Source organism: Ruegeria marisflavi (assembly GCF_025673445.1).
GTDB lineage: Bacteria > Pseudomonadota > Alphaproteobacteria > Rhodobacterales > Rhodobacteraceae > Ruegeria_B > Ruegeria_B marisflavi.
The window spans coordinates 45,985-69,742 of record NZ_JAOVQN010000012.1 but is presented as its reverse complement, the minus strand read 5'-3'; the positions used below and the strand labels follow the sequence as shown (position 1 = coordinate 69,742).

Genomic DNA, 23,758 nt, shown 5'->3' with positions numbered 1-23,758 from the left:
CAGCAGAGGGTGGTAGCCTGGTCTTCCACCCGATGGATCAGTTCATCGTCAAGCCGCTGTTCGGCGACGGCGCGGTGGGCATGTTCACCATTACCAACTCGACCCTGTGGATGGGTCTGGCGGTGCTGGCGATCATCGGCCTGCTGGTGCTGAGCACCTCGAAGCGCGCCATCGTTCCGGGCCGCATGCAGTCGATCGCGGAACTGGCCTATGGTTTCATCTACAAGATGGTCGAGGACATCTGCGGCAAGGACGGGGTGAAATACTTCCCCTATGTCATGACGCTGTTCATGTTCATCGTGACCGCCAACTTCCTGGGCCTGCTGCCCAAGTCGTTTACCACCACCTCGCATTTTGCGGTGACCGTGGTGCTGGCGTTGGCGGTGTTCCTGACCGTGACCATCCTGGGTTTCGTCAAGAACGGTGCCGGCTTCCTGAGCCTTTTCTGGGTGTCGAGCGCGCCTCTGGCGCTGCGCCCGGTTCTGGCGATCATCGAACTGATTTCCTACTTCGTGCGTCCGGTCAGCCACTCCATTCGTCTTGCCGGTAACGTCATGGCGGGCCACGCGGTGATCAAGGTGTTCGCAGGCTTTGCCGCCATCGCCGCGATCAGCCCGGTTTCGGTCCTGGCGATCACCGCGATGTACGGTCTCGAGGTGCTGGTGGCCTTTATCCAGGCCTACGTGTTCACCATCCTGACCTGCGTGTACCTCAAGGACGCGCTGCACCCGCATCACTAATGCAGCGGTGGGCAAACTGCCCACCCTACGCAACTGATAACTCTGACATTCAACTTCCAATCGTAAGGAGACACATCATGGAAGGCGATCTCGCACATATCGGCGCAGGCCTGGCAGCAATCGGTTCCGGCGCAGCCGCAATCGGTGTGGGCAACGTGGCCGGCAACTTCCTGGCCGGCGCCCTGCGCAACCCTTCGGCCGCCGCGTCGCAAACCGCGACCCTGTTCATCGGCATCGCATTCGCAGAAGCTCTGGGGATCTTCGCGTTCCTCGTCGCTCTGCTGCTGATGTTCGCCGTCTAATTCGCGGAACCTGATCCTTACGCGCAGGTGGGCCCAAGCCATAGCGGCCCACCTGTTGTAAAGACAACGTTCCGACGGAGGACAACATGGCGACTGAACATACCGGAGCTGTCAGCACCTGCGTCGATTCCCATGGCTCTGCCATTGGTATGCCGCAGCTCTGTTTCGACTGGTTCCCGAACCAGATCTTCTGGCTTGTCATCACGCTGGTCGTCGTCTTTCTGGTCCTGTCGCGCGTGGCCCTGCCGCGTATCGCGGCAATCCTGGCCGAACGGCAGGGGACCATCACAAACGACCTCGCCGCTGCCGAAGACCTGAAGGCCAAGGCGCTTGCAGCGGAAGAAGCCTATACCAAGGCACTGGCCGAAGCCCGCGCCGAAGCACAGCGTATCGCCGGTGAAGCCCGCGCCGAGATTCAGGCGGAGCTGAACGAGGCCATCGCCAAGGCAGACGCGGAAATTGCCGCCAAAGCCGCTGAATCGGAGAAGGCGATTGCCGAGATCCGGGCAGGGGCGCTGGAAAGCATCGAGGCGGTTGCCAAGGATACCGCTGGCGAATTGGTGAACGTGCTGGGTGGCCAGGCCGATGACGCGACCGTCGCCGGTGCCGTCGAAGCCCGGATGAAAGGATAAGCGACATGCGTAACATTCTCGCCCTTGTCCTGACAGCAGGTTTCGCCAGCCCGGCGCTAGCCGCAAGCGGTCCGTTCTTTTCGCTGAAGAACACCGATTTCGTGGTGACCATCGCGTTCCTCGTCTTTATTGCGGTCCTGTTCTATTTCAAGGTACCGTCGATGATCGGCGGGGCACTGGACAAGCGCTCCGAAGGCATCAAGTCGGACCTGGAAGAAGCCCGTAAACTGCGGGAAGAAGCTCAGGCCCTTCTGGCATCGTACGAGCGCAAGCAGAAGGAAGTCCAGGGGCAGGCCAACGCCATCGTTGCCGCTGCCAAGGACGAAGCCATGCGTGCGGCCGAACAAGCCAAGGTGGACCTTGAAGCGTCGATCGCCCGCCGGTTGGCTGCGGCTCAGGACCAGATAGCCTCGGCTGAGGCTGCTGCGATCCGCGACGTGCGCGACCGTGCCATCGCGGTGGCTGTCGCTGCTGCAGGTGACGTGATTGCCAAGCAGATGACCGCTGCCGAAGCGAACAAGCTGATCGAGGCCTCGATCGCAGACGTTGGCGCAAAGCTGCACTGAGCGCAGAAGAAATCTGTAACAGAGAAACCCGGGTCGTCGATCCGGGTTTCTTTTTGTGACAGCAGGGTCAGAGTCTTGCGTTTTCATGCTCCAGGCGCTGGCGGGCAATGGCCTCATTCTTTTCCGCCTTCTTCTGGTCGGCAAGACACATCTCGACATAGCTCAGATGCGCTTCGACTGCGGCCCGGGCGCCCGCCGGATCACGCTCTTGAAGCGCGTTGTTGATCACACGATGCTGGTCCAAGATTGCTTCACGCGTCGTGCGCTGGTGGAACATGATCTGCCTGTTGTAGAAAACCCCCTGCCGGAGCAGGTCGAACATCGAGCGCAGCATGTGCAACATCACCACATTGTGGCTGGCTTCGATGATCGCCATGTGGAATTCGGCATCCAGGCGCGCTTCTTCGTCACCCTTGCTGCGTTTTTGGGCCTCGACCATCTTGTCGAAAATGGCCTGGATCACTTTCAGGTCACTTTCCGATCCCAGCCGGGCGGCGCGCTCTGCCGCCAGCCCTTCCATATCTCGGCGGAACGAGAGGTAGTCGAACATCGCTTCGTCATGGGACGCAAACAGGCGGGTCAACGCGGGTGAAAAAGCATTCCCCAGCACTTCGGCCACGTAGATCCCCGAGCCAGCCTTGGTCGTCAGGAGACCTTCGCATTGCAACTCGGCCACCGCGTCGCGCAATGACGGACGCGACACTCCCAGCCGCTCGGCCAGGTCGCGTTCGGCAGGCAGGCGTTCGCCCGGCCGCAGGATGCCCCTGAGGATCAATTGTTCGATCTGGCGCACCACCGAAGTCGAGAGTTTCTCGGACTGGACCTTTTGAAACGGCATTTACTTCGAATGTCCCTTTATCTGTGTTGGAAAACATATTGCTGGTGGATGACCGGCGCAAGTTCACGTCTCTTGTAATAATGGTCAGCAATATTGACTTTGTTTTGGGCTGTCTTACGGTCGCGGCGACGGTGGAGGAGTGACCATGACCCTTGAACAGATATTCGCAACCCGCGCCGCGCGGTTGAAAGCGTCAGAGATACGCGAGTTGTTGAAGCTGCTGGATCAGCCCGACATCCTGTCCTTCGCCGGTGGCATCCCCGATCCGTCGCTGTTTCCCGCCGAGGCTTTTTCGAAGGCGTTCTCCGAGGCGTTGACACCGTCGCGCCAGGCGCAGGCGCTGCAATATTCGGTCAGCGAGGGATACCTGCCGTTGCGCCGCTGGCTCGTCAATCACATGGAAACCATCGGTGTGCCATGTACGGTGGACAATATCCTGATCACCTCTGGCTCTCAGCAGGCACTGGACTACCTAGGCAAGTTGTTCCTCTCGCCAGGCGATACGGCGCTGGTTGGCTGGCCGACCTATCTGGGGGCTTTGGCGGCGTTCAACGCGTATGAGCCGGTCTATGACCGCCTGCGGATCGGTACAAATCGTGCCCCGGCCGATTACATTGCGGCGGCCGAAGCCGCGGGCGGGCGCATCAAATTCGCATATCTCTCGGCAGATTTCTCCAACCCAACCGGTGAAACGGTCGACCACGCCGGGCGGGAACGTTTGTTGGATCAGGCCGAGACGATGGATTGCGCGGTAATCGAAGACGCGGCCTATCAGGCGCTGCGTTATGACGGCGCGCCGGTGCCACCGATCCTGGCGCTCGAGATCGCGCGCAAGGGGACGATCGAGGCTTGCCGAACGATCTATTGCGGGTCCTTCTCCAAGACATTGTCACCGGGATTGCGCGTGGGATGGGTGGTTGCCCCCCAGCCGGTAATCCGGCAACTGGTCCTGTTGAAACAGGCAGCAGACCTGCATTCGTCCAGCATCAACCAGATTGCCATTCATACCGTCGCCGAACGCCTGTTCGACAGCCATGTCGCCGAATTGCGTTCCGTCTACCAACGCAGGCGCGATGCGATGCTGGATGCACTGGCCCGTCACATGCCGGACGGTGTCACCTGGACCCAGCCCGAAGGCGGTATGTTTGTCTGGCTTACCTTGCCAGAGGGACAGGACGGAGCCGCTCTGTTGGCGCGGTCGCTGGAATCGGTCAAGGTTGCTTTTGTGCCGGGCCGCGCCTTTTTCGCCGATGGGTCCGGGGCGAACAGCTTGCGTCTCAGTTTCTCTTGCGCGTCTGAGCCGACGATCGAGGAGGGGATGAAGCGTTTGGGAGTGCTGTTGCGAGAAGGGAAACTCGCCAGCTGACAACGAATGCTTAAGGCTTGTCGTGCCAGTCTCTGGCATGATCCGCTTGTCTCTGCTTCTTATCGTTCTGGTCGGGTGCTCTCAGCCGGGTCCGGAGCTTCGTGGTCTGCCCGCTACTAGCGTGGACGTGGGCGGCAGTCTGTTCGACGTTCGAGTGCGGGGCAATCTGGCGGAAGCGATCCGCCTGAACCCGCAGTACGCGCCACGGTTCGGCCCGATCCGGGACCGGGCGGCTTTTGCGATGGCCCAGGTCTCGGGCTGTCGGGTCGAAGGCGTGCTGGGGGATCAATCGGTGGCCTTGGGCATTCTGGACTGCGGTACGCGGTCTTTGGACTGGGTGTTGCCCGTGTCTGTCCTTCGCTTCGATTGTATCGAGATCGACCAATGGGCGCAGCGACCGACGCAAACCCGTTATGTCGACTTCGAATGCACGCCATACTGAGCAGTGTGCCGCCAGATATTGTGGATAACCTCTGAGAATCATCCAGATGCAGGGGTCTGGCGTTGACAGAGGGCAACTGGGGCATGCAGTCTGATCCGACACAGGAATCACGAAAGCACGCCTTTGCGTTTCACGCGCCTCAAACTGAACGGCTTCAAGAGCTTTGTTGACCCGACCGATCTGATCATCGCGGACGGGTTGACTGGCGTTGTTGGCCCGAACGGGTGCGGGAAATCCAACCTGCTGGAGGCACTGCGCTGGGTGATGGGCGAGAACCGCCCCAAGGCGATGCGCGGCGGGGGCATGGAGGATGTGATCTTTGCCGGGGCCTCCTCGCGCCCGGCGCGCAACTTTGCCGAGGTGACGCTGTTGCTGGACAACTCCGAGCGGCTGGCGCCCTCGGGGTTCAACGATTCCGACCAACTGGAAATCGTGCGCCGCATCACCCGTGACGTGGGCAGTGCCTATAAGGTCAATGGCAAGGATGTGCGCGCCCGCGACATCCAGATCCTGTTTGCCGATGCATCGACTGGGGCGCATTCGCCTGCTCTGGTGCGGCAGGGGCAGATTGCCGAACTGATCAACGCCAAACCCACCTCTCGCCGCCGTATCCTGGAAGAGGCGGCGGGGATCTCGGGCCTCTACCAGCGTCGCCACGAGGCCGAGCTGAAGCTGAAGGGCACCGAAACCAACCTGACCCGCGTCGACGACGTGCTGGAACAGCTGGGCACTCAGCTGGCGCAGCTGGCGCGGCAGGCCCGGCAGGCGGCGCGCTATCGCGAGATCGGCGAACAGCTGCGCCTGGCCGAGGGTCAGCTGCTCTATCGCCGCTGGCGAGATGCCGACGAGGCGCGCGCCCGGGCCGAGGAGGTGTTGCGCCACCGCACCCTGGATGCAGCGCGCGCCGAGGCGGCGGTGCGGCAGGCCGAGACACTGCGCTCAGAGACCGAGGCGGCGCTGCCTGCGCTGCGCGAGGAAGAGGCGATTGCCGGAGCGGTGCTTCAGCGTTTGCATGTGCAGCGCGACACGCTCAATGATCAGGAGCAGCGCGCCCGCCAGCAGATCGAGGTTCTGACTGCGCGGATCGCCCAGCTGGGCCGCGATATCGAGCGTGAGACAGGGCTGAACCGCGACGCGGGCGACACGATCGAGCGGCTGGAATGGGAGGCGCGCGAACTGGCCAAGGCTGGCGCCGGCCATGCCGACCGGCTGGCCGAGGCGGCGGAACTGGCGCGCGAGGCGGCCGCTGTCCTGCAAGAGCGCGAGGATCACCTGAGCCAGGTGACCGAGGATGTGGCGCGGCTGGCCGCCCGCCACCAGTCGGCGCAGCGCCTGGTCGAGGACAGCCGCAAAACGCTGGCCCGCTCGGAGGCCGAGGAGACCCGCGCCCGAAGCGCGGTCGAAGAAGCCCATGCGGCGCTGGATCGCGCGGGCGAAGCTTATGAGGGGGCCGAGAGTGCCGCCGAAGAGGCCACCGAGGCAGCCGAGGCTGCGGAAGAGGCGCTGGCCGCCGCCGACGAGCTGCGCGGCGAGACCCAGGCCCGCGAGGCCGAGGCCCGCGCGCAGCTCTCCGAGGCCGAGGGCGAGCTGGGCGCCATCCGCGCCGAGACCGGCGCACTGGCCAAACTGGTCGAACGAGACACCGCCGAGGGCGGTCAGGTGCTTGACCTTATGCGGGTGCAGCCGGGCTATGAAAAAGCGCTGGGCGCGGCATTGGCCGATGACCTGCGCGCGCCGTTGGTCGAGGGCGAAGGGCCGTCGGGCTGGCTCGACCTGCCCGATTACGACCAGGGTCAGCCTTTGCCGGAGGGCGCAGAGCCGCTGGCGCTGCATGTCTCCGGTCCCGACCGGCTGAGCCGCCGCATCGCGCAGATTGGTCTGGTCGATGCAGCCACCGGGGCCCGCCTACAGGCGGCGCTCAAACCCGGTCAGCGGCTGGTCAGTCTCGAAGGCGATCTGTGGCGGTGGGACGGGTTCCGCGCCTGGGCACAGGACGCCCCCAGTGCGGCGGCGATGCGGCTGGAACAGCTCAACCGGCTGGAGGCGCTGAAACAGGAACTGGCGCAGGTCAGCGCGCGCGCCGAAGGCGCGCGCGCCGCCCATGACCGCCTGTCGCAGCGCCTGCGCGAGGTGACCGAGGCCGACCGTCAGGCCCGCGAGGCCCGCCGTGCCGCAGATCAGCGGATGGCAGACGCCGCCCGCGCCCAAAGCCGGGCCGAGGCCGAGCGCAATCTGGCGCAAGGACGGTTGGAAACGCTGGGTCTTGCCGTCACTCGCCACAAGGAAGACGCGATGGCCGCCCGCGCGCAATTGCGCGAGGCCGAGGCCGGGTTGGCGGAACTGGGTGACCTTGGTACAGCGCGTTCCTCGGTCGAGGATATCCGCCACGCGGTCGAGGCGGCGCGGATCACAATGCTGACGCACCGTTCCAGCCATGACGAGGTGCGTCGCGAGGGCGAGGCCCGCACCAAGCGCGCCCAGGAGGTGACCAAGGACCTCAGCGGTTGGCGCCACCGCTTGGAAACCGCAGGCAAGCGCATCGCCGAGCTGGAAGAGCGCAAGGCCGCCTCCGAGGAAGAGTTGATCGAAGCGATGCAGGTTCCCGGCGAAATCGCCGAGGCGCGCGAGGATCTGGCGGAACAGACCGAAACTGCCGAGACTCGCAGAGCCGAGGCCGCGGATCGGCTCGCCGCAGGCGAGGCGAAACACCGCGAGGCCGCTTTGGCGGAGCGTGAGGCGGCACGACTCGCCTCCGAGGCGCGCGAGGGCCGGGCGGCCGCCGAGGCCCGGGCCGAGGCCGCCCGCGAAACCATGCAGGCCGCCGCCGAACGAATCGCCGAGGAACAACAGGTAACCCCGAACCAGCTCTTGTCGAAACTGGGGATCGAGCCGGACGCCATGCCCAACAGTGACGCGCTCGAAGCCGAGGTCAACCGTCACAAGCGCCAGCGCGACGCCATGGGCGCGGTCAACCTGCGTGCCGAGGAAGACGCACGCGAGGTGCAGGAGGAATTCGACTCGCTATCCAAGGAAAAGAGCGATCTGGAAGAGGCGGTCAAGACCCTGCGCAGCGGTATTGCCAGCCTCAACCGCGAGGGGCGCGAGCGGCTGCTTACCGCCTTTGAGCAGGTCAATTCGAACTTTGCCATGCTGTTCCGCCACCTTTTTGGCGGCGGCGAGGCCAATCTGGTCATGGTTGAAAGCGACGACCCGCTGGATGCGGGGCTGGAGATCATGTGCCAGCCGCCGGGCAAGAAATTGTCGACCCTGTCGCTTTTGTCGGGTGGCGAACAAACTCTGACCGCGATGGCGCTGATCTTTGCGGTCTTCCTGGCCAACCCGGCGCCGATCTGCGTGCTCGACGAGGTCGACGCGCCGCTCGACGATGCCAACGTGACACGGTTCTGCGATCTTCTGGACGAGATGTGTCGCCAGACCGACACACGGTTCCTGATCATCACCCACCACGCGGTGACCATGGCGCGGATGGACCGGCTGTTCGGCGTGACCATGCAGGAGAAGGGCGTCAGCCAGCTGGTCTCGGTCGACCTGAAAAAGGCCGAGGCGCTGGTCGCCTGATCCGCCTCACCGCAACGTGACTGGGGATGCAGGGGCTGCCGGGCTAGGTTTGGCGCATGATCCTGCGCCTTGCCCTTGCCTTCTCTCTTGTCGCGACCCCAGTGATGGCCACCGAATGGCGCCTGAAAGAGGGCGATCGCCCCCTGAATGCTGCGGAGCTGGAGGCGCTGGCCGGGCGCACGCTGACCTTCTACGACGATGGCCGCTCGACCTATTCGGCGGGGGGGTCGTTTTCCTACACCTATTCCCTGGCCAATGGCGGCGGTACCGCATTCGGCACCTATCATATCGCCGAGGATGGCAGCATCTGCACTCGCTTCCGCAACGGTCTGGGTCGCTGCGACCTCTATGTCCTGAACGGCACCCGGATGCTGCTGATCACCGAAAAGGGCGAGCGGTATCCGGTCCGGCCAGAGTAAGGCGCCCCCTCACAACCGGTTCAGCAGTTCCGCCGTGGGCCAGGCATCGGCGGGCAGGCCCAGCCGGGCCTGTTCGGCCTGGACGGCGGTCCGCGTGCCCGCGCCCAGGATGCCGTCGATCTTGCCCACGTCATGGCCGCGCGCCTGCAACTTCTGTTGCAGCGCTTTCATGCCCGCACCGTCCAGCCCGGGCTCGGGATTGCCTGCCTCATAGACCTGCCGGCCCTCCAGCCTGGTGCCGAAATAGGCCGCCGTCAGCACATAGACAAAGCTTTGGTTCCATTCGAAATAGACGTCGAAATTCGGATAGGCGAGGAAGGACGGCCCCTTGTGACCCTGCGGCAGGATCAGCGAGGCGGGTAGGTTGGCAAGGTCCCCCGCGCGCGGGCGCACGCCCATCGCCTGCCACTCCGCCGCTGAACGCGGCTTGCCCGGCCCGCTCAGCGACCAGTCCATCCGGTCGGGCAGGGTGACCTCTTGCAGCCAGGGCTCGCCCGCGCGCCACCCCAGATGCGACAGCATCCGCGCGCCCGACATCAGCGCATCCGGTGCCGAGGTCTTGAGGGTCACATGCCCATCGCCATCTCCGTCGACGCCGTTTTCAAGGATATCGCGCGGCAGCATCTGAACCATGCCGATCTCGCCTGCCCAGGCGCCGGTGGTGCGGGCGGGGTCGAAATCGCCATGGCTGTAAAGCTCGATCGCGGCAAAGATCTGTGGCCGGAACAGTTCGGGCCGGCGACAGTCATGTGCCAGCGTGATCAGCGCGTTGCGGGTGTTGAAATCGCCCTGATAGCCGCCGAAATCGGTCTCGAACGCCCAGAAGGCCAAAAGTACGCCCCGTGACACGCCGTATTCCGCCTCGATCCGGTCGAACACCGCATCATATTTGCGCCCCATCGCCTTGCCGGTGTCGAGTCGGTTTTGCGAGATTAGACGGCGCGAGAACTCGACAAAGGGTTTCTGGAACACACCCTGAGCACGGTCGGCCTTTAGCACCTTGGCGTCCTGCGTCGCGCCCTGAAAGAAGCGGCCGACCAGCGCCGGGTCATGGCCCATCGAAACCGCTTCGGCCTTGAGACCATCGACAAAGCTTGAAAAACCGCCGCCGCATTGCGCCAGCGCCGGAGAGGCCAGTAGAATAGCGGCCATGATCTGGGGGAGAATTCGCATGATGTCCTGTTGGTTTGGTCCTGGAATGCGATCAGAAGATCGCCGCCAGCGCCACCAGCGTCAAGGTCAGGCCAAGCGCCAGCGCCCAGACTTGCCAGAGCAGATCCACGGCACGTTCGATCTCGCGCGCACCGATATCCTTGCGCCCTTCTTCGTTGACCCAGGCGAGATGGCGGATTTGTCCGTGATAACTGCGCGGCCCTGCAAGGGCCAACCCCAGGGCACGGGCCATGGCGGCTTCGGGCCAGCCTGCATTGGGGGAGACGTGGCGTTCGGCATCCTCGACGATGCCGCGCCATTGGCGCCAGTTGTTCGACAATCCCATGATCATCAGGCAGGTCAGGCGCGCCGGGATCAGGTTCAGCAGATCGTCGAGTTTTGCAGCGGCCCAGCCAAATTGGATGTATTTCTCGTTCATGTAGCCGATCATGCTATCTGCGGTGTTGATGGTCTTGTAGAGCAGAAGACCCGGTAAACCACCGATCAGAAACCAGAATGCGGGCGCTATCACACCGTCACTGAGGTTTTCGGCGGCGCTTTCAATAGCCGAACGCGCGACTTGCGGCTCGGTCATCGCCGCAGTGTCCCGGGATACGATGCGCGCGACGCTGCGGCGAGCTTCGGGCAGGGACAGGCGCAATGCATCGGCGACGTCTGCCACATGTGTTGCCAGCGATTTTTGCGCCAGCAGAATGGCACAGATCAATAACTCTGCCATTGGACCCAACAGCGACAGGATCGCGCCGACGGACAATGCGCTCAGTGAGAGTATGACGGTCAGGGCCAGGCCCTTCAGGCGCTTGTGCTGTCCTTCGTTCAATTCCTGATCGAGGGTCGAGATGATGTTACCGATCAGGACCGCCGGATGTTTGACCCGTGACCAAAGCCACTCTGGTTCGCCGAATGCGGCGTCCAGCAACATGGCAAAGCCGAGGAGCATTGCGGTTGTCACAATGCGCTCTCCAATTGCTGCCAGCCGTTGACTGGAGGCAGGCCAAGACGCAGAAAATGGTCGGAGTAGGGAAAGATGCGGCTCCAGATCCGGGCCTGGGCCAGTCGTTCCTGCCACTCCGCTGCTTTGTTGACATGGTACAGGCGAAAGAGGCTGGTTCCGCCGACCAGGGCCGCGCCATTCGCGGTCATCGCTGTGTCGAGGCGGGCGGCGTCGCGGGTGAGCCGCTGCCGGGTTTCGCTGGCCCAATCCAGATCGTCCAGCGCGCGTGTGCCGATACGCAGGGCTGGTCCCGAAACGGCCCAAGGGCCGGTCATATCATTCAGTCTTGCGATGATGTCGGGCCGGGCGATGGCAAATCCCAGTCGCAATCCCGCCAAACCCCAGAATTTGCCAAAGCTTTTCAACACGATGGTACCGGGTCGTTCGGCCAAGTGGATCATCGTCGCGTCCGGGGTGACATCGCAGAAGCTTTCGTCGATCACGCTAAGTTGGGCGTCAGTGTCGACGGGCGACCACAGATGGCCGTCGGGATTGTTCGGATGCACAACGACCCGAGCGTCACCATTTCTCGTGTCGGTGACTTGCCAGCTATGCGCCAAGAAAGCGGCGGCGTGTTCATTGTAGGTTGGTGTCGTGATGTGTACCCTTCCGGGTTTCACCAGGGCTGGAATGCGCGCGATCAATGCAGAGGCCCCAGGCGCAGGCAGGATCGCTGCGCCGTCGGGAACACCCCAGAACCTGCGGGCGGCTGCCGTAAGGTCTGAAAATGCGCCGTGATCGGGCAGCGCGGCCCAGTCTGCGGTTTCAAGTTGCCCGATTGGATAGGGATCAGGGTTGATGCCTGTGGAAAGGTCGATCCATTCGTGACGAGCGCCTCCGAACCGCTTGATGGCATGATCCAAGCCGCCGCCATGGTCACGGCGGGCGCGCGGATCGGTTGTTTCTTGACCCGCCTGTGGCGGTGCAGCAAGTTCAGGTATCATTCTTCACGTCGTCCCGGCTTGGCATTCAGCTTGAAACGGATTTCCGGGCAAAGCTCAAGATCGTTCCGAGCCTTCCGAGGCGAGTTGTCGAATGTTAACAATTTGTAAAACATTTGATCAGATCACGGTACTTGGGGATGGCACCATGTATGACAACAAAGTACGTGCCAGGTTGGCTGTTATGAATGTGCTCATTGTAGAAAGTAACCCGGAGTTGGGAGAGCTATGGCAACGCCATTTGCAGCGGCAAGGGGGCGAGGTTACGCTCGTCCAGTCACAAGAAGACGCGATCCTGGCGCTGTACCGTAGCGATTACGAGATCATCGTTTTGGATCTGGTTCTCGCACAGGGCAGTGCCTTGGCGGTTGCGGATTTTGCGAGCTATCGTCAACCAAAGGCCCGGGTCATTTTCGTGACCAACACGACCTTCTTTTCTGATGGCTCGATATTCGCCCACAGCCCCAATGCATGTGCTTACGTCCACGGTGACACGCCTCCAGAGGATCTTGCGGCGATGGTCGAGCACTATGCCGCGGGACGCTGACCCCGGCCATGCGGCGCGAGATAGTCGAGCTGCGGGTTGATCGGGATGATCCTGTGCGGATTGATACTGTCGTGGCTGAAATGATAGTGGCGCACGATATGGTCCAAATTGACCGTCTCCGAAACGCCAGGCCATTGATAGAGCTCGCGGGTATAAGCCCACAGGTTGGGATAGTCTATCAACCGGCGGCGGTTGCATTTGAAATGTAGGTGATACACGGGGTCAAACCGGACCAAGGTGGTAAACAGCCGCCAATCAGCCTCGGTCACGCGGTCACCCATCAGATATCGGTTTCGTGACAGGCGTGTTTCGAGCCAGTCAAGCGTATCGAACAGCGGATGAACGGCGGCATCGTATGCTGCCTGAGTCGTGGAAAATCCGCATTTGTAGACGCCATTGTTGACAGCTTCGTAAACCCGAGCGTTGACCTCTTCGATCTCACTCCGAAGGCTTTCGGGCCAGTAGTCGTCCGTGTTCCCGGTGATCCCGTCGAAGGCAGAGTTGAACATCCGGATGACTTCCGAACTCTCATTTGAGACGACGGTCTGGCGCTCTGTATCCCACAGGATTGGGACGGTCACCCGGCCTGAATAGGTGGGGTTGGCGCGGGTATAGAGTTGGTGGGCAAATTCATGCCCATAGAGCCGGTCGCCTGTCGATCCTTTTCGGTCTGTGGCAAAGGACCAGCCGTTTTCCAGCATATCGGGGTGGACCACCGAGACCCCGATATGATCGGATAAGCCTTTGATTGCGCGGAAAATCAGCGTTCTGTGGGCCCAGGGGCAAGCCAGGCTGACATAGAGGTGGTAGCGCCCAGAGACGGCGGCAAATCCGCCTGAACCTGTCGGGCCGGCGGAGCCGTCGGGGGTGATCCAGTTGCGAAATCCGGCCTCGCTCCGAAGGAATGATCCGCCTGTGGACTTGGTATCGTACCAGACATCCTGCCACACTCCGTCAATCAGTTGTCCCATATCCGCCTCCACTTTTGCCACACGCAAAATGTAGGATCCACTCGGCGGATTGGACACGCCAATGACGCGCAGGTCTTATGCGTGGATGCACATCCGGCGATGTGACGTTGCTGCTCAAAATGGAAAACAACGCCTTTGCGGGAAAAACTTTGCTTGTTTTTTACAAATGTCAGGGCACCCTTGTTTCAATCGCGAGGAGGATCGAATGAGTACCTACGTGTCCAAGGAGATCAGCGAAGGTCTTGCCGCAGCCCGGATTTCCGGGCTGAAGAAGATGAGCCGCCTGCGTGTCGAGCAGGATGGGATGCTTTATACGGTGCTTCGTCTCTGGCGCGACGGGTTTGCTGTCGAGGCCGAGACTACGCCGCCGCTGCGTGGGCTTGTCGATATCTACGAGGGGTCGAACCTGCTTTATCAATGCCTGATCGTGGCCTCGGGGGGCGAGGGCGGTGAGATGGTCTATGAGTTCAAGCGGCACACGTTAGCGATGGACCGGGCGCCGCTCGATTTCGCCCGGTCGCCGGATGCGCCTGCCGGTCTGATCGGCAAGGAGTAACCGCGTCCAGCGCTGCGTCGGTAAAAACGCGGCGCAGAACCAGACAATCTCTACTGCAAATCGCCGAAGGCTTGGTTCAGCCGGTCGATTGCCTCTTCGATCCGGGCCTTTTGTGTTCCCAGGTTGAACCGCAGGAAGCTTTCGCCACCGGTGCCGAAACTGGTGCCGTGATTGACCGCGATCCTGGCCTGCTGCTCAACTCGCTCGGTGAACTCGGCCCGGTCCATGCCCGTCCCCGAGAAATCCACCCATGCGAGATAGGTCGCTTCGAGCGGCATCGAGCGCAGGCCTGGGATCGCTGCGATAGCACTGTCGAACAGGCGCCGGTTTTCGTCCAGATAAGCCATCAACCCACCCACCCATTCGGCCCCCTCCGGCGAATAGGCGGTCAGCGTCGCCATCTGCCCGGTCGAGTTCGGCGCCAGCGACAGGGCCGCCATCCGCTTGGCGAAACGTCCACGCAGTTCGGGGTCGGGGATGATCACCTGCCCGGTATGTAGGCCCGCGATGTTGAACGTCTTGGACGGCGCGGTGAGCATCAACAGCCGGTCGACGATATCGGGTGCCGCGTTGGGCATCGGGATATGGGTATGGCCGGGATAGACCAGGTCATGATGGATCTCGTCGGACAACAGCAAAAGGTCATGCCGCTTGGCGAAATCGGCCACTGCGCGCAGCTCCTCCTGCGTCCAGACCCGGCCGCCGGGATTGTGCGGCGAGCACAGGATCACCATGCGCTCGTTGCCGGTCATCTGCGCGTCATAGGCAGCAAAGTCCATCTCGTACCGGCCATCGGTGTTGACCATCTGGCATTCCACCACCTGCCGGCCCGCATTGCGGATCACCTTGGCAAAGGCGTGATAGACCGGGGTGAACAGCACGATCCCGTCGCCCGGCTGGGTATAGGTGTCAAGGCACATGCCCACACCGTTTACCAGCCCGGTGGTGGTAAAGATCGCCTCGGGCGCCACATCCCAGTCGTGGCGGTTGCGCATCCACCAGCGGATCGCATCGGTATAGGGTTTGTCATAGTTGACATAGCCCAGCACGCCATGGTCCGTCATCTCGCGCAGCTTGGCTAGCACGTGATCGGGCGCGCGGAAATCCATGTCGGCGACCCACATGGCCAGACCGTCCTGTGCGGGCACGCCATAGATGGGTTCCATCATGTCCCATTTCGAGCAAAAGGTTCCGTGGCGGTCGATCAGGTCGTCAAAGCTCATGTCTGTCTCCGGGGTCATCTGGTCGGCCAGAGGCTAGCCAGTTTGCCGCCATGCGCAAGGGGCGTTGCAGCAGGGCGGGCAATCGCCTAAATCGGAGCCATGAAACGTGCTATTCTCATTCATCCCGATCCGCGCCTGAAAAAGGTCTGCGCGCCCGTGGCCGATATCTCGGACGAATTGCGTACGCTGGCCGACGACATGCTGGAAACCATGTATGACGCCCCGGGCATCGGTCTGGCCGCGCCGCAGATCGGTGTGCTAGATCGGCTGATCGTGCTGGATTGCGTCAAGGAAGAGGGGGCCGCCGCGCGCCCGCTGGTGATGTTCAACCCGCGCGTCATTGCCGCGTCGGACGAGACCAATGTTTACGAGGAAGGGTGTCTTTCGATTCCCGAGCAATATGCCGAGGTGACCCGCCCCAAGGTGGTGGATGTGGAATGGATCGACCGCGACGGCAACTTGCAAAGCGAGGCCTTTGACGGGCTCTGGGCCACCTGCGTGCAGCACGAGATCGACCATCTGGATGGCAAGCTGTTCATCGACTATCTCAAGCCGCTGAAACGCCAGATGATCACCCGCAAGATGCAGAAGCTGAAGCGCGAGCGGGCGCGGGCGTGAGCGTCCTGCCGATCCTGACCTGGCCCGATCCATGCCTGTCGCAACGCTGTGATCCGGTCGAGGGGATCGTGCCCGACGATCTGATCCGCGACATGTTCGATACCATGTATGCCGCCAAGGGGCGCGGGCTGGCCGCGCCGCAGGTGGGCGTGATGCAGCGGTTTTTCGTCATGGATGTCGGCTGGAAAGAAGGCACGGCCAGCCCGATGGCGATGATCAACCCGGTGATCATGGCCGCCGAGCGGGTACCGGTCGAGATGGAGGAGGCGTGCCTGTCGATCCCCGGCCTGTCGGTGCCCGTCACCCGGCCCAAGGCGGTGACGGTGCAATGGACCGCGCCCGAGGGCGACATTCATATGGCCGATTTCGACGGGTTCGAGGCGCGCTGCATCCAGCACGAATTCGACCATCTGAACGGGGTCGTCACGCTGGATCATTTGGACCCGCAGGCCCGCGCCGCCATGCTCTCCGCTTATGAGGAAAACCATCCATGACCGTCCGCCGCTGCCTGCCCTGGCCCGACAAGCATCTGCGCAGCCGCGCCGCCGAAGTGAGTGAGATCACCGACGAGATCCGGGCGATCTGGACCGACATGATCGACACGATGGAGGCGATGCCGGGCGTGGGCCTGGCCGCGCCACAGATCGGGGTGATGCTGCGGCTGGCGGTGGTCGATGGCTCGTCCGAGCGGGGCCGCGCGGTGCGGATGGCGAACCCCGAGATCCTGCATGCCTCGGTTGAGCTGCGCGAACATGACGAGGCCAGTCCCAACCTGCCCGGCGTCTCGGCCAGGCTGAAACGCCCGCGTGCGGTGACGGTGCGGTTCCTGAACGAACAGGGGCAGGTCGACCGGCGCGATTTCGTCGGCATCGAGGCGACCAGCGTGCAGCACCAGATCGACCACCTGAACGGTCGGATGTATTTCGACAATCTCAGCAAGGTCAAACGCGACATGCTGCTGCGCAAGGCGCGCAAGCTGGGGGGCTGAGGTCATGCGCGTCGTGTTCATGGGAACCCCCGATTTCTCGGTCCCGGTGCTGGATGCGCTGGTAGAGGCCGGGCATGAGATCGCCGCCGTCTATTGCCAGCCGCCCCGCCCGGCGGGGCGCGGAAAAAAGGACCGTCCGACGCCGGTCCATGCCCGCGCGCTGACACTGGGGCTGGAGGTGCATCACCCGGTCTCGCTGAAAGGGGCCGAGGCGCAGGCGGATTTCGCCGCACTTGGCGCCGATGTGGCAGTGGTGGTGGCCTATGGGCTGATCCTGCCGCAAGCGGTGCTGGACGCACCGCACCACGGCTGTCTAAATATCCACGCCAGCCTGCTGCCGCGCTGGCGCGGCGCGGCGCCGATTCACCGGGCGATCATGGCGGGCGATGCCGAAACGGGCATCTGCATCATGCAGATGGAGGCGGGGCTCGATACCGGTCCGGTGCTGCTCAGGTCGAGGACGCCCATTCGGGCGGAGGAGACCACCGGGGCCTTGCACGACCGGTTGTCGGCGATGGGCGCCGACCTGATCGTTGAGGCTCTGGCACGCCTGCCCGAACTGACGCCCGAACCCCAGCCCGAGGAGGGCGTCACCTATGCCGCCAAGATCGACAAGTCCGAGGCGCGGGTGGACTGGACCCGCCCGGCGGTCGAGATCGACCGTCAGATCCGGGGCCTGTCGCCCTTTCCCGGCGCCTGGACCGAGATCGCGGGGGAACGGGTGAAACTGCTCGCCTCGCGCCGGGCCGGGGGGCAGGGCACCCCGGGCGCGGTGTTGGACGATGTCCTGACCGTGGCCTGCGGCACCGGCGCTGTCTCACTCACCCGCTTGCAACGGGCGGGCAAAGGGGCGCAGGATGCCGACATCTTCCTGCGCGGCTGTCCCGTGCCAAAGGGAACCCGCCTGTAGAAGGGGATTGCACATGTTCATGGTTCTGATGGGAACGGTGGTGATCGCCGGGATCGTCGGCTACATCTCCGAGAAATCGGGGTTCACCCATAACGGCTATCTGCAATCCATCATCATCTGCGTGGGCGGGGCCTTCCTGTTTTACTTTGTACGGATCATGTTCGGGATCGGCTTTGGATCTGCGGGGATGAACGCCATTCTTTCGTCCATCGGGGCGCTGATCATCGTGCCGTTCCACTGGAGGAAATGAGATGCATGTCGTTGTCCTGATCATCATCGGCGCCGCTGCCGGGTTTCTGGCCACCCGGCTGATGCGGGTCGAGGCGGATATTCCCACCACCATGCTGATCGGCATCGTTGGCGCGTTGATCGGCGGGCTGATCCTGCGGGCGCTTCTGACCATGATGGGCTGGCTGTCGGGCTTTGTCGGCGCGGTGCTGGGGGCGCTTCTGGTGGTCTGGCTCTGGCAGACCTATCTGCGGCGGCGCTGAGACGCGCCGGACGAAAGCGAGGCTCTGCCTCGCGCTTCGGAGTTCTTTGGGCGAAACGAAGGGTTGTCAGCCGCGCGTACGTGGCGGGCGGCTTTTATAGACCGGCAGGCGCCAGCCGAAAATCAGCGATCCGGCGCGCAGACCCCAGCAGACAAGCGCGCAAAGGCCCAGCGCGGGCAGGGTGGCCAACCCCAGCCCAGTGGCGATCATCGCCGCCACCGCCCCCGCCAGCGCGCAGGAGACGTAGAGTTCGCCCTGTTTCAGGACCAGCGGCACTTCGTTGCAGACCACATCGCGCATCAGCCCGCCCAGGCAGCCGGTCATCATGCCCATCAGCACCACGATCACCGGCGGTTGTGCCTGCGCCAGCGCCACCCCGGTACCGGCGGCCACCGCGATGGACAGCGCGAAACTGTCGAGCCAAATCAGCAGGCGATAGCGGCTTTCGACCAGATGGGCAGTGAAGAAGACCAGCGCGGCGGCACCCGAGGCGATCAGGATATAGGCGGGCTGGCCCACCCAGAACACCGGGTCGCGATCCAATAGCAGGTCACGCATGGTACCGCCGCCCACCGCCGTCAGGCAGGCGACAAAGGCAAACCCTACCAGATCGAGTTGCGCCCGGCTGGCCACCAGCGCGCCGGTCAGGGCAAAGACCAGGACCGAAGCATAGTCGAGCAGGGCGAGCAGGCTCATGGCTTGGCCTTGGCCGGTTTGAAGGGCTTCATTCCCTCGCGTGCCAGTTCGTCGGCGCGCTCGTTCTCGGGATGACCGGCATGTCCCTTGACCCATTTCCAGGTCACGTCGTGACGCGCCTGTGCCGCGTCCAGCCGCTGCCAGAGTTCCACATTCTTGACCGGCTTGCGGTCGGCGGTTTTCCAGCCGTTGCGTTTCCAGCCAAAGATCCAGCCGGTCACGCCGTTTTTTACATAGGCGCTGTCAGTGACAACTGTAATCTGCGAGGGTCGTTCCAGTGTTTCCAGCGCGTTGATGGCGGCCAGAAGTTCCATCCTGTTGTTGGTGGTATCGCCTTCTCCACCATTCAGTTCGCGTTCCTTGAGGATGGTTTCCCCTTCAACCGCCCGCAGCAAGACGCCCCAGCCACCCGGACCGGGGTTTCCCGAACAGGCACCGTCGGTATAGGCAAAAAGTTCAGGCACGGGCGCGCACCGCGATCCAGTCGGAGACCTCGCCACTCAATCCAGGTCCGGCACCGAAGGCCCGGTCGATGATTGTAAAGCCTGCCACTTGCATCCGCGTCTCCAGTTCGTCTTCCGTGTAATAGCTGTAGAACCGGCCAAGCGCGTCGCGCGCCTCGCCAGTGCCGAGCTTTAGGGCGATATGGAAAAGCCCGCCGGGTTTCAAGGCCCTGTGCAAGGCGGACAGATGACCGGGAAAGGCGTGGCGTGGCGCATGTAAGAGACTGAAATTGGCCCATATACCGTCAAACTCTGCTATTTCGACCACGTCATCGAAAGTTGCCTGCCGGACAGTGACGCCGGGATGTCGGGCCGCCAGTTTCACCATTTCGGCGGACGCATCCATGGCGGTGACCCGCATTCCCGCGCGTACCAGTGCGGCGGCCGATGTTCCCGGGCCACAGCCCAGATCGAGAACATGAGAGCCCTGCGGCAGGTTTGCGACAAAAGCCGTCAGCTCTGGATCGGCTGCGTTATGTTCGTCGGTCATGTCCGCGTAGTCAGAGGCCCGGCTCTGGTAAACGCGAATGGTTTCCGGGTCGCTCACAGGAAGACTCCGGCAGACAGGCAGGACACAACTACAAAGGTCAGCACCAGGCGCAACCGCATCCACCACACCGGCGCCAGCCCCCATGCGGCAAAGGCTGCATCCAGCATCAAAAGGCCTAGGAAGCCGAAAATCAGGTTCACGGCCGCGCTTGTCGGTCCGCCGCCGGTCATGAAGAACGCCCAAAGAGCAGGGATTACGGACAAGACATAGCCGGTCGCGGCCTGCCCGCCGTTGGCTTTGGTGGCAAATCCCCAGAGAACCCCCGACATGAAGGCGAGAATGATCTGACCATAGGCGATCTGGACATAGGGGCCGATGAACCGCGGCCCAAGAATTCCTGCGCCCCACGCCTGCAAGGCGGGAAGCAGGTAGGTGGCCGCCCCCCAGATAAAGGGCAGCAGCCCGGCCAGACCCAGGAAAAGCGGCACGCGGGGAATACCGCTCATGCGTGTTTCTCCGTCAATTGTGCGGTAACATCGATGTTCTTTACGGCCATGATGTATTCATTTTTTGTCATAGTTCGCCCGTGCCTCATGTGTGGAAGAGGGGATTTTCGAGCCTGTCCAGCCTAGCTTTGAACGTCGCCACTTGGAAGCGAGGTTTCCGTCTCGCGCATGCTGGGTCTGAGTGCCGTCCGCTGCCACCATTCATACAGGTCGGGGTAGCGGGCCAGCAGGTCGGCCCCTTCGGGCGCTTGCACAAGCGCGGCTATCATGGGGGCCAGATGGCATTCCGCCCGACCAAAACCCTGGGACAACACCAGACCCTCGCGTGCAATCTCGTCCAACGCGGCCAGGACTTTGGGCGTGCGGCGCAAGCCGTCCTGGACTTCCGTAGGATCACTCGGTTCGCAGTAGGTGGGGCGGAAAACCGCATGTTCGTAGATCTGGCGAACCAGCGGCCAATAGGCGTAAGCATCGGCAACGCAGACCACTTGTATCGCTCGGGCGGCTGCTTGTGGGCTGTCTGGCATCATAGGCGTCCCGTCGAACGCGGCGTCCAGATAGGCCGAAATCGCTGCGGTTTCGTAAATCGCAAAATCCCCATGGCAAAGGAAGGGTACGCGGCCAAACGGGTGAGGACCAAGCGCGTCCTGAGCAAACGGATCATGCTCGACGTAGTCGAATGATATGCCTTTCTCCAACAGGATTAGGCGGATGATCCGGGTATAGATGCTGTGGCTGTAGCCGGTCAGAACCGGTCGGGGCAGGGTCATGCCGGTTGCCGCAACACTCTGGGCACCTTGAATTCAACGTGTTCGATTGCGGTCTCGACCACTTCGACTGTCACGGCAAAGCGGTCGCGAAAGGCGTCGATCACTTCATTGACCAGAAGTTCAGGGGCAGAGGCGCCAGCGCTTACAGCGACGCTTCGGATACCGTCCAGTGCCCGCCAGTCGATTTCCCCGGCGCGTTGCACCAGCTGAGCATATCCGCACCCGGCCTTGGCCGCGACCTCGACCAGCCTGCGCGAATTCGACGAATTCGGTGCGCCCACAACTAGCAGAGCATCGGACACGGGAGCTACTGCCTTGACCGCTTCCTGACGATTCGTTGTGGCGTAACAGATGTCTTCCTTGTGAGGGCCGACGATGTGCGGGAACCGCGCCTGAAGAGCCGCGACTATGTCGCGGGTATCGTCCACCGACAGGGTGGTCTGTGTCACAAAGGCGAGATGCTCGGGATCGCGCACCACGATGCGGGCCACGTCCTCGACAGTTTCCACCAGCAGCACCTCGCCTTCGGGCAATTGCCCCATGGTACCAATGGTTTCGGGGTGGCCGCGATGACCGATCATGATGATCTGTAGGCCGTTTTCGGCGTGACGCTCTGCCTCGATGTGAACCTTGGACACCAGCGGGCAGGTGGCATCGACAAAGACCATCTGGCGGCGCTCGGCCTCGGCCGGAATGGATTTTGGCACGCCATGAGCCGAGAAGATGACCGGCCGGTCATCGGGGCATTCATCCAGTTCCTCGACGAATACCGCGCCCTTGGCGCGCAATCCGTCGACCACGAATTTGTTGTGCACGATTTCGTGCCGGACATAGACTGGCGCGCCCCATTTCTCGATGGCCATTTCGACAATCTTTATGGCGCGGTCGACGCCGGCGCAAAATCCGCGCGGCGCGGCAAGGTACAGGGTAAGGGGCGGTTTGGTCATGGCGGCTTCTCCTTGCCCGGAACAGGTAAGGCTTTGGCTGACGAACGTCCAGTCCGGGCCATGACGTCACGAAACCGTCACGTGACGGGCTTAGAAAACGGGCATTGGTCCGAAGTCCATTTTTCAGTACGCAGAACGGCCGGGTGATCGCTCGCCCGGCCGTCCTATTTTTGCGATTAGAGCTTTGCGCTTTGGCGCGTGGCTTTTACTGCGCGTTCGCCGCGACCGATCTAGGTTCCATCGGGACGTCGCGCGGGGGGCGACCGATCACGTCACGCAATTCTTCGAGTTCGATGAAGTTGTCGGCCTGGCGGCGCAATTCGTCCGAAATCATCGGGGGTTGGCTGCGAATCGTCGAAACGACCGAGACACGAACCCCTTGGCGTTGGAGGCTGGCCACCAGCGGCCGGAAATCGCCATCGCCTGAAAACAGGACAATATGGTCGACGCGCGGAGCTAATTCCATGGCATCTACGGTCAGTTCGATGTCCATGTTCCCCTTGACCTTACGGCGCCCCATGCTGTCGGTGTACTCTTTCGCCGGCTTGGTCACCATGGTGAAGCCATTGTAGTGCAACCAATCAACGAGTGGACGGATCGGTGAGTATTCGTCATTCTCCAGCAGCGCCGTGTAGTAGAAGGCTCTCAACATCTTGCCGCGTCGCATAAACTCTTGGCGAAGCAACTTATAGTCGATGTCAAAACCAAGAGCCTTTGCAGCCGCATAAAGATTCGAACCGTCGATGAACAGCGCAAGCCGTTCGTCTTTATAAAACATAATTGTTCCTTCCGGTGTGAAGCATTCCGCCTGCGTCCGTGAGTGAGTGCAAATAAATCGGCGAAATGCTTTTTCCAATGTAAGTGAAACGCCATTTATGGCAAGGGTGCACTTGACGTGAACGGAAACATACGATGATCAAAATCCAGCGAAATTCCGTTATCGCCTTGGGCGCAAATCTAAGTTTTGATCAAACTCCCCCTATTTTGACGTTGCGGCATGCCGTCCGGGAACTGTCCAGAAAGGGCATGGTTGTCACTGCCGAAAGCCGATTCTACGCAACGCCGTGCTTTCCCCCGGGCGCAGGGCCAGATTACGTCAATGCGGCGATTGCCATCAATGCAAATCTATCACCAGTTGATCTGCTTGTGGTGCTTCACGAAGTTGAGGAAATGTTCGGACGGAGGCGCGAGCAGCGTTGGGGAATGCGCACCCTGGACCTCGACCTGATTTTTTATGGCGATAATGTTCTTCCGACCATCGAAGAGTTCGAGGCATGGTGCAATCTCCCGTCGGAGGTCCAAGCGAAAACAGCACCTACTGAATTGATCTTGCCGCATCCACGTTTACAGGACCGCGCCTTTGTTCTCGTTCCGATGGCCGATGTGGCGCCAGATTGGCGCCACCCTGTTCTGGGTAAGACCGTGGTCGAGATGCTCGCCGATTTGCCTCCAAAAGAAGTGGCCGAAGTTAAGCCGTTATTGCTGTGAAACTGGGGAATTCCTGCTTGTCAACCGCGGGAAACGCGCCTAGATACGTCCTTTCTGGACAA

General features: G+C 62.2%; 30 protein-coding genes. 17 read left to right on the top strand and 13 right to left on the bottom strand.

Features of this window, described 5'->3' with window-relative positions; translation table 11 throughout:
- The first annotated feature begins 32 nt into the window (after positions 1 to 32).
- From OEZ49_RS12850 to OEZ49_RS12835, 4 genes are all read left to right on the top strand, one after another.
- Entirely contained in the window at positions 33 to 740 is a 708-nt protein-coding gene (locus OEZ49_RS12850; RefSeq protein WP_164127495.1) for a F0F1 ATP synthase subunit A, read from the top strand.
- Positions 741 to 817: 77 nt separating this feature from the next.
- Positions 818 to 1,042 carry a F0F1 ATP synthase subunit C gene (locus OEZ49_RS12845; RefSeq protein WP_011048925.1) on the top strand — a complete coding sequence of 75 codons (225 nt, stop codon included), beginning with the start codon at positions 818 to 820 and terminating at the stop codon, positions 1,040 to 1,042.
- A gap of 86 nt (positions 1,043 to 1,128) precedes the next feature.
- Entirely contained in the window at positions 1,129 to 1,674 is a 546-nt protein-coding gene (locus tag OEZ49_RS12840; protein ID WP_164127257.1) for a F0F1 ATP synthase subunit B', read from the top strand.
- A 5-nt stretch (positions 1,675 to 1,679) separates the two neighbouring features.
- A complete protein-coding gene (locus tag OEZ49_RS12835) occupies positions 1,680 to 2,240 on the top strand; it encodes a F0F1 ATP synthase subunit B (RefSeq protein WP_263388683.1) in 561 nt (186 codons plus the stop codon).
- A 67-nt stretch (positions 2,241 to 2,307) separates the two neighbouring features.
- Here OEZ49_RS12835 and OEZ49_RS12830 read toward each other — a convergent pair whose 3' ends face one another.
- A complete protein-coding gene (locus OEZ49_RS12830) occupies positions 2,308 to 3,078 on the bottom strand; it encodes a FadR/GntR family transcriptional regulator (RefSeq protein WP_263388682.1) in 771 nt (256 codons plus the stop codon).
- Between the two features lie 145 nt (positions 3,079 to 3,223).
- Between OEZ49_RS12830 and OEZ49_RS12825 the strand changes: the two genes are divergently transcribed.
- The 4 genes from OEZ49_RS12825 to OEZ49_RS12810 all read left to right on the top strand — a co-directional run bounded on the left by OEZ49_RS12825 (position 3,224) and on the right by OEZ49_RS12810 (position 8,884).
- Entirely contained in the window at positions 3,224 to 4,444 is a 1,221-nt protein-coding gene (locus OEZ49_RS12825) for an aminotransferase-like domain-containing protein (RefSeq protein ID WP_263388681.1), read from the top strand.
- A gap of 37 nt (positions 4,445 to 4,481) precedes the next feature.
- Complete coding sequence (locus OEZ49_RS12820; RefSeq protein ID WP_263388680.1) at positions 4,482 to 4,886, top strand: hypothetical protein; 405 nt, start codon at positions 4,482 to 4,484, stop codon at positions 4,884 to 4,886.
- A gap of 123 nt (positions 4,887 to 5,009) precedes the next feature.
- A complete protein-coding gene (locus tag OEZ49_RS12815; RefSeq protein WP_263388679.1) occupies positions 5,010 to 8,465 on the top strand; it encodes a chromosome segregation SMC family protein in 3,456 nt (1,151 codons plus the stop codon).
- Positions 8,466 to 8,521: 56 nt separating this feature from the next.
- A complete protein-coding gene (locus OEZ49_RS12810) occupies positions 8,522 to 8,884 on the top strand; it encodes an META domain-containing protein (protein ID WP_263388678.1) in 363 nt (120 codons plus the stop codon).
- 9 nt (positions 8,885 to 8,893) lie between these two features.
- Here the strand turns inward: OEZ49_RS12810 and OEZ49_RS12805 are convergent, their stop codons facing one another.
- From OEZ49_RS12805 to OEZ49_RS12795, 3 genes are read right to left on the bottom strand one after another with little or no spacing between them, the layout of a single operon-like run.
- Positions 8,894 to 10,057, bottom strand: a complete 1,164-nt coding sequence (locus OEZ49_RS12805; RefSeq protein ID WP_263388677.1) for a lytic murein transglycosylase — start codon at positions 10,055 to 10,057, stop codon at positions 8,894 to 8,896.
- 31 nt (positions 10,058 to 10,088) lie between these two features.
- The gene (gene cbiB, locus OEZ49_RS12800; protein ID WP_263388676.1) at positions 10,089 to 11,009 is read right to left on the bottom strand and encodes an adenosylcobinamide-phosphate synthase CbiB; all 921 of its coding nucleotides are present in this window, start codon (positions 11,007 to 11,009) and stop codon (positions 10,089 to 10,091) included.
- Complete coding sequence (locus OEZ49_RS12795; protein ID WP_263388675.1) at positions 11,006 to 11,995, bottom strand: threonine-phosphate decarboxylase; 990 nt, start codon at positions 11,993 to 11,995, stop codon at positions 11,006 to 11,008. Before OEZ49_RS12795 ends, cbiB begins: the two co-directional genes overlap by 4 nt.
- Positions 11,996 to 12,176: 181 nt before the next feature.
- Between OEZ49_RS12795 and OEZ49_RS12790 the strand changes: the two genes are divergently transcribed.
- On the top strand, positions 12,177 to 12,539 hold the full coding sequence (locus OEZ49_RS12790) for a response regulator transcription factor (protein ID WP_263388750.1): 363 nt from the start codon (positions 12,177 to 12,179) through the stop codon (positions 12,537 to 12,539).
- Here the strand turns inward: OEZ49_RS12790 and OEZ49_RS12785 are convergent.
- Positions 12,521 to 13,510: a glutathione S-transferase family protein gene (locus tag OEZ49_RS12785; RefSeq protein WP_263388674.1), complete on the bottom strand. Its 990-nt coding sequence runs from the start codon at positions 13,508 to 13,510 to the stop codon at positions 12,521 to 12,523. The two genes, OEZ49_RS12790 and OEZ49_RS12785, sit on opposite strands and share 19 nt — an antisense overlap.
- A gap of 205 nt (positions 13,511 to 13,715) precedes the next feature.
- Between OEZ49_RS12785 and OEZ49_RS12780 the strand changes: the two genes are divergently transcribed.
- Positions 13,716 to 14,066 (top strand): hypothetical protein, encoded by a 351-nt coding sequence (locus OEZ49_RS12780; protein ID WP_263388673.1) that lies wholly within the window; start codon positions 13,716 to 13,718, stop codon positions 14,064 to 14,066.
- A gap of 50 nt (positions 14,067 to 14,116) precedes the next feature.
- On the opposite strand, the gene OEZ49_RS12775 is transcribed toward OEZ49_RS12780, so the two are convergent.
- Positions 14,117 to 15,289: a MalY/PatB family protein gene (locus OEZ49_RS12775; RefSeq protein ID WP_263388672.1), complete on the bottom strand. Its 1,173-nt coding sequence runs from the start codon at positions 15,287 to 15,289 to the stop codon at positions 14,117 to 14,119.
- A 99-nt stretch (positions 15,290 to 15,388) separates the two neighbouring features.
- Here OEZ49_RS12775 and def (OEZ49_RS12770) point away from each other — a divergent pair, with 99 nt between their 5' ends.
- The 6 genes from def (OEZ49_RS12770) to OEZ49_RS12745 are packed head-to-tail and all read left to right on the top strand — an operon-like array spanning position 15,389 to position 18,296.
- Positions 15,389 to 15,907 carry a peptide deformylase gene (gene def, locus OEZ49_RS12770; protein WP_263388671.1) on the top strand — a complete coding sequence of 173 codons (519 nt, stop codon included), beginning with the start codon at positions 15,389 to 15,391 and terminating at the stop codon, positions 15,905 to 15,907.
- Entirely contained in the window at positions 15,904 to 16,401 is a 498-nt protein-coding gene (gene def, locus OEZ49_RS12765) for a peptide deformylase (protein ID WP_263388670.1), read from the top strand. The genes def (OEZ49_RS12770) and def (OEZ49_RS12765) overlap by 4 nt, the downstream gene beginning before the upstream one ends.
- Positions 16,398 to 16,895, top strand: coding sequence for a peptide deformylase (gene def, locus OEZ49_RS12760; RefSeq protein WP_263388669.1), 498 nt, complete (start codon positions 16,398 to 16,400; stop codon positions 16,893 to 16,895). Before def (OEZ49_RS12765) ends, def (OEZ49_RS12760) begins: the two co-directional genes overlap by 4 nt.
- Before the next feature lie 4 nt (positions 16,896 to 16,899).
- Positions 16,900 to 17,805 (top strand): methionyl-tRNA formyltransferase, encoded by a 906-nt coding sequence (gene fmt, locus OEZ49_RS12755; RefSeq protein WP_263388668.1) that lies wholly within the window; start codon positions 16,900 to 16,902, stop codon positions 17,803 to 17,805.
- A gap of 13 nt (positions 17,806 to 17,818) precedes the next feature.
- Positions 17,819 to 18,055, top strand: a complete 237-nt coding sequence (locus OEZ49_RS12750) for a hypothetical protein (RefSeq protein WP_044028683.1) — start codon at positions 17,819 to 17,821, stop codon at positions 18,053 to 18,055.
- A gap of 1 nt (position 18,056) precedes the next feature.
- Positions 18,057 to 18,296, top strand: coding sequence for a GlsB/YeaQ/YmgE family stress response membrane protein (locus tag OEZ49_RS12745; protein WP_234139850.1), 240 nt, complete (start codon positions 18,057 to 18,059; stop codon positions 18,294 to 18,296).
- A gap of 66 nt (positions 18,297 to 18,362) precedes the next feature.
- Here OEZ49_RS12745 and OEZ49_RS12740 read toward each other — a convergent pair whose 3' ends face one another.
- The 7 genes from OEZ49_RS12740 to OEZ49_RS12710 all read right to left on the bottom strand — a co-directional run bounded on the left by OEZ49_RS12740 (position 18,363) and on the right by OEZ49_RS12710 (position 22,986).
- A complete protein-coding gene (locus tag OEZ49_RS12740) occupies positions 18,363 to 18,992 on the bottom strand; it encodes a trimeric intracellular cation channel family protein (RefSeq protein WP_263388667.1) in 630 nt (209 codons plus the stop codon).
- On the bottom strand, positions 18,989 to 19,456 hold the full coding sequence (rnhA, locus tag OEZ49_RS12735) for a ribonuclease HI (RefSeq protein ID WP_164127216.1): 468 nt from the start codon (positions 19,454 to 19,456) through the stop codon (positions 18,989 to 18,991). The genes OEZ49_RS12740 and rnhA overlap by 4 nt, the downstream gene beginning before the upstream one ends.
- Positions 19,449 to 20,042 (bottom strand): class I SAM-dependent methyltransferase, encoded by a 594-nt coding sequence (locus tag OEZ49_RS12730; RefSeq protein ID WP_263388666.1) that lies wholly within the window; start codon positions 20,040 to 20,042, stop codon positions 19,449 to 19,451. Before OEZ49_RS12730 ends, rnhA begins: the two co-directional genes overlap by 8 nt.
- Positions 20,039 to 20,491, bottom strand: a complete 453-nt coding sequence (locus tag OEZ49_RS12725; RefSeq protein WP_263388665.1) for a DUF3429 domain-containing protein — start codon at positions 20,489 to 20,491, stop codon at positions 20,039 to 20,041. Before OEZ49_RS12725 ends, OEZ49_RS12730 begins: the two co-directional genes overlap by 4 nt.
- A gap of 122 nt (positions 20,492 to 20,613) precedes the next feature.
- Positions 20,614 to 21,261: a glutathione S-transferase family protein gene (locus OEZ49_RS12720; RefSeq protein ID WP_263388664.1), complete on the bottom strand. Its 648-nt coding sequence runs from the start codon at positions 21,259 to 21,261 to the stop codon at positions 20,614 to 20,616.
- Positions 21,258 to 22,208 carry a 4-hydroxy-3-methylbut-2-enyl diphosphate reductase gene (ispH, locus tag OEZ49_RS12715; protein WP_263388663.1) on the bottom strand — a complete coding sequence of 317 codons (951 nt, stop codon included), beginning with the start codon at positions 22,206 to 22,208 and terminating at the stop codon, positions 21,258 to 21,260. The genes OEZ49_RS12720 and ispH overlap by 4 nt, the downstream gene beginning before the upstream one ends.
- A gap of 205 nt (positions 22,209 to 22,413) precedes the next feature.
- On the bottom strand, positions 22,414 to 22,986 hold the full coding sequence (locus OEZ49_RS12710) for a LabA-like NYN domain-containing protein (protein WP_164127206.1): 573 nt from the start codon (positions 22,984 to 22,986) through the stop codon (positions 22,414 to 22,416).
- Between the two features lie 134 nt (positions 22,987 to 23,120).
- On the opposite strand from OEZ49_RS12710, the gene folK reads away from it, so the two are divergent.
- A complete protein-coding gene (gene folK, locus OEZ49_RS12705) occupies positions 23,121 to 23,696 on the top strand; it encodes a 2-amino-4-hydroxy-6-hydroxymethyldihydropteridine diphosphokinase (RefSeq protein WP_263388662.1) in 576 nt (191 codons plus the stop codon).
- The last annotated feature ends 62 nt before the right edge of the window (positions 23,697 to 23,758 follow it).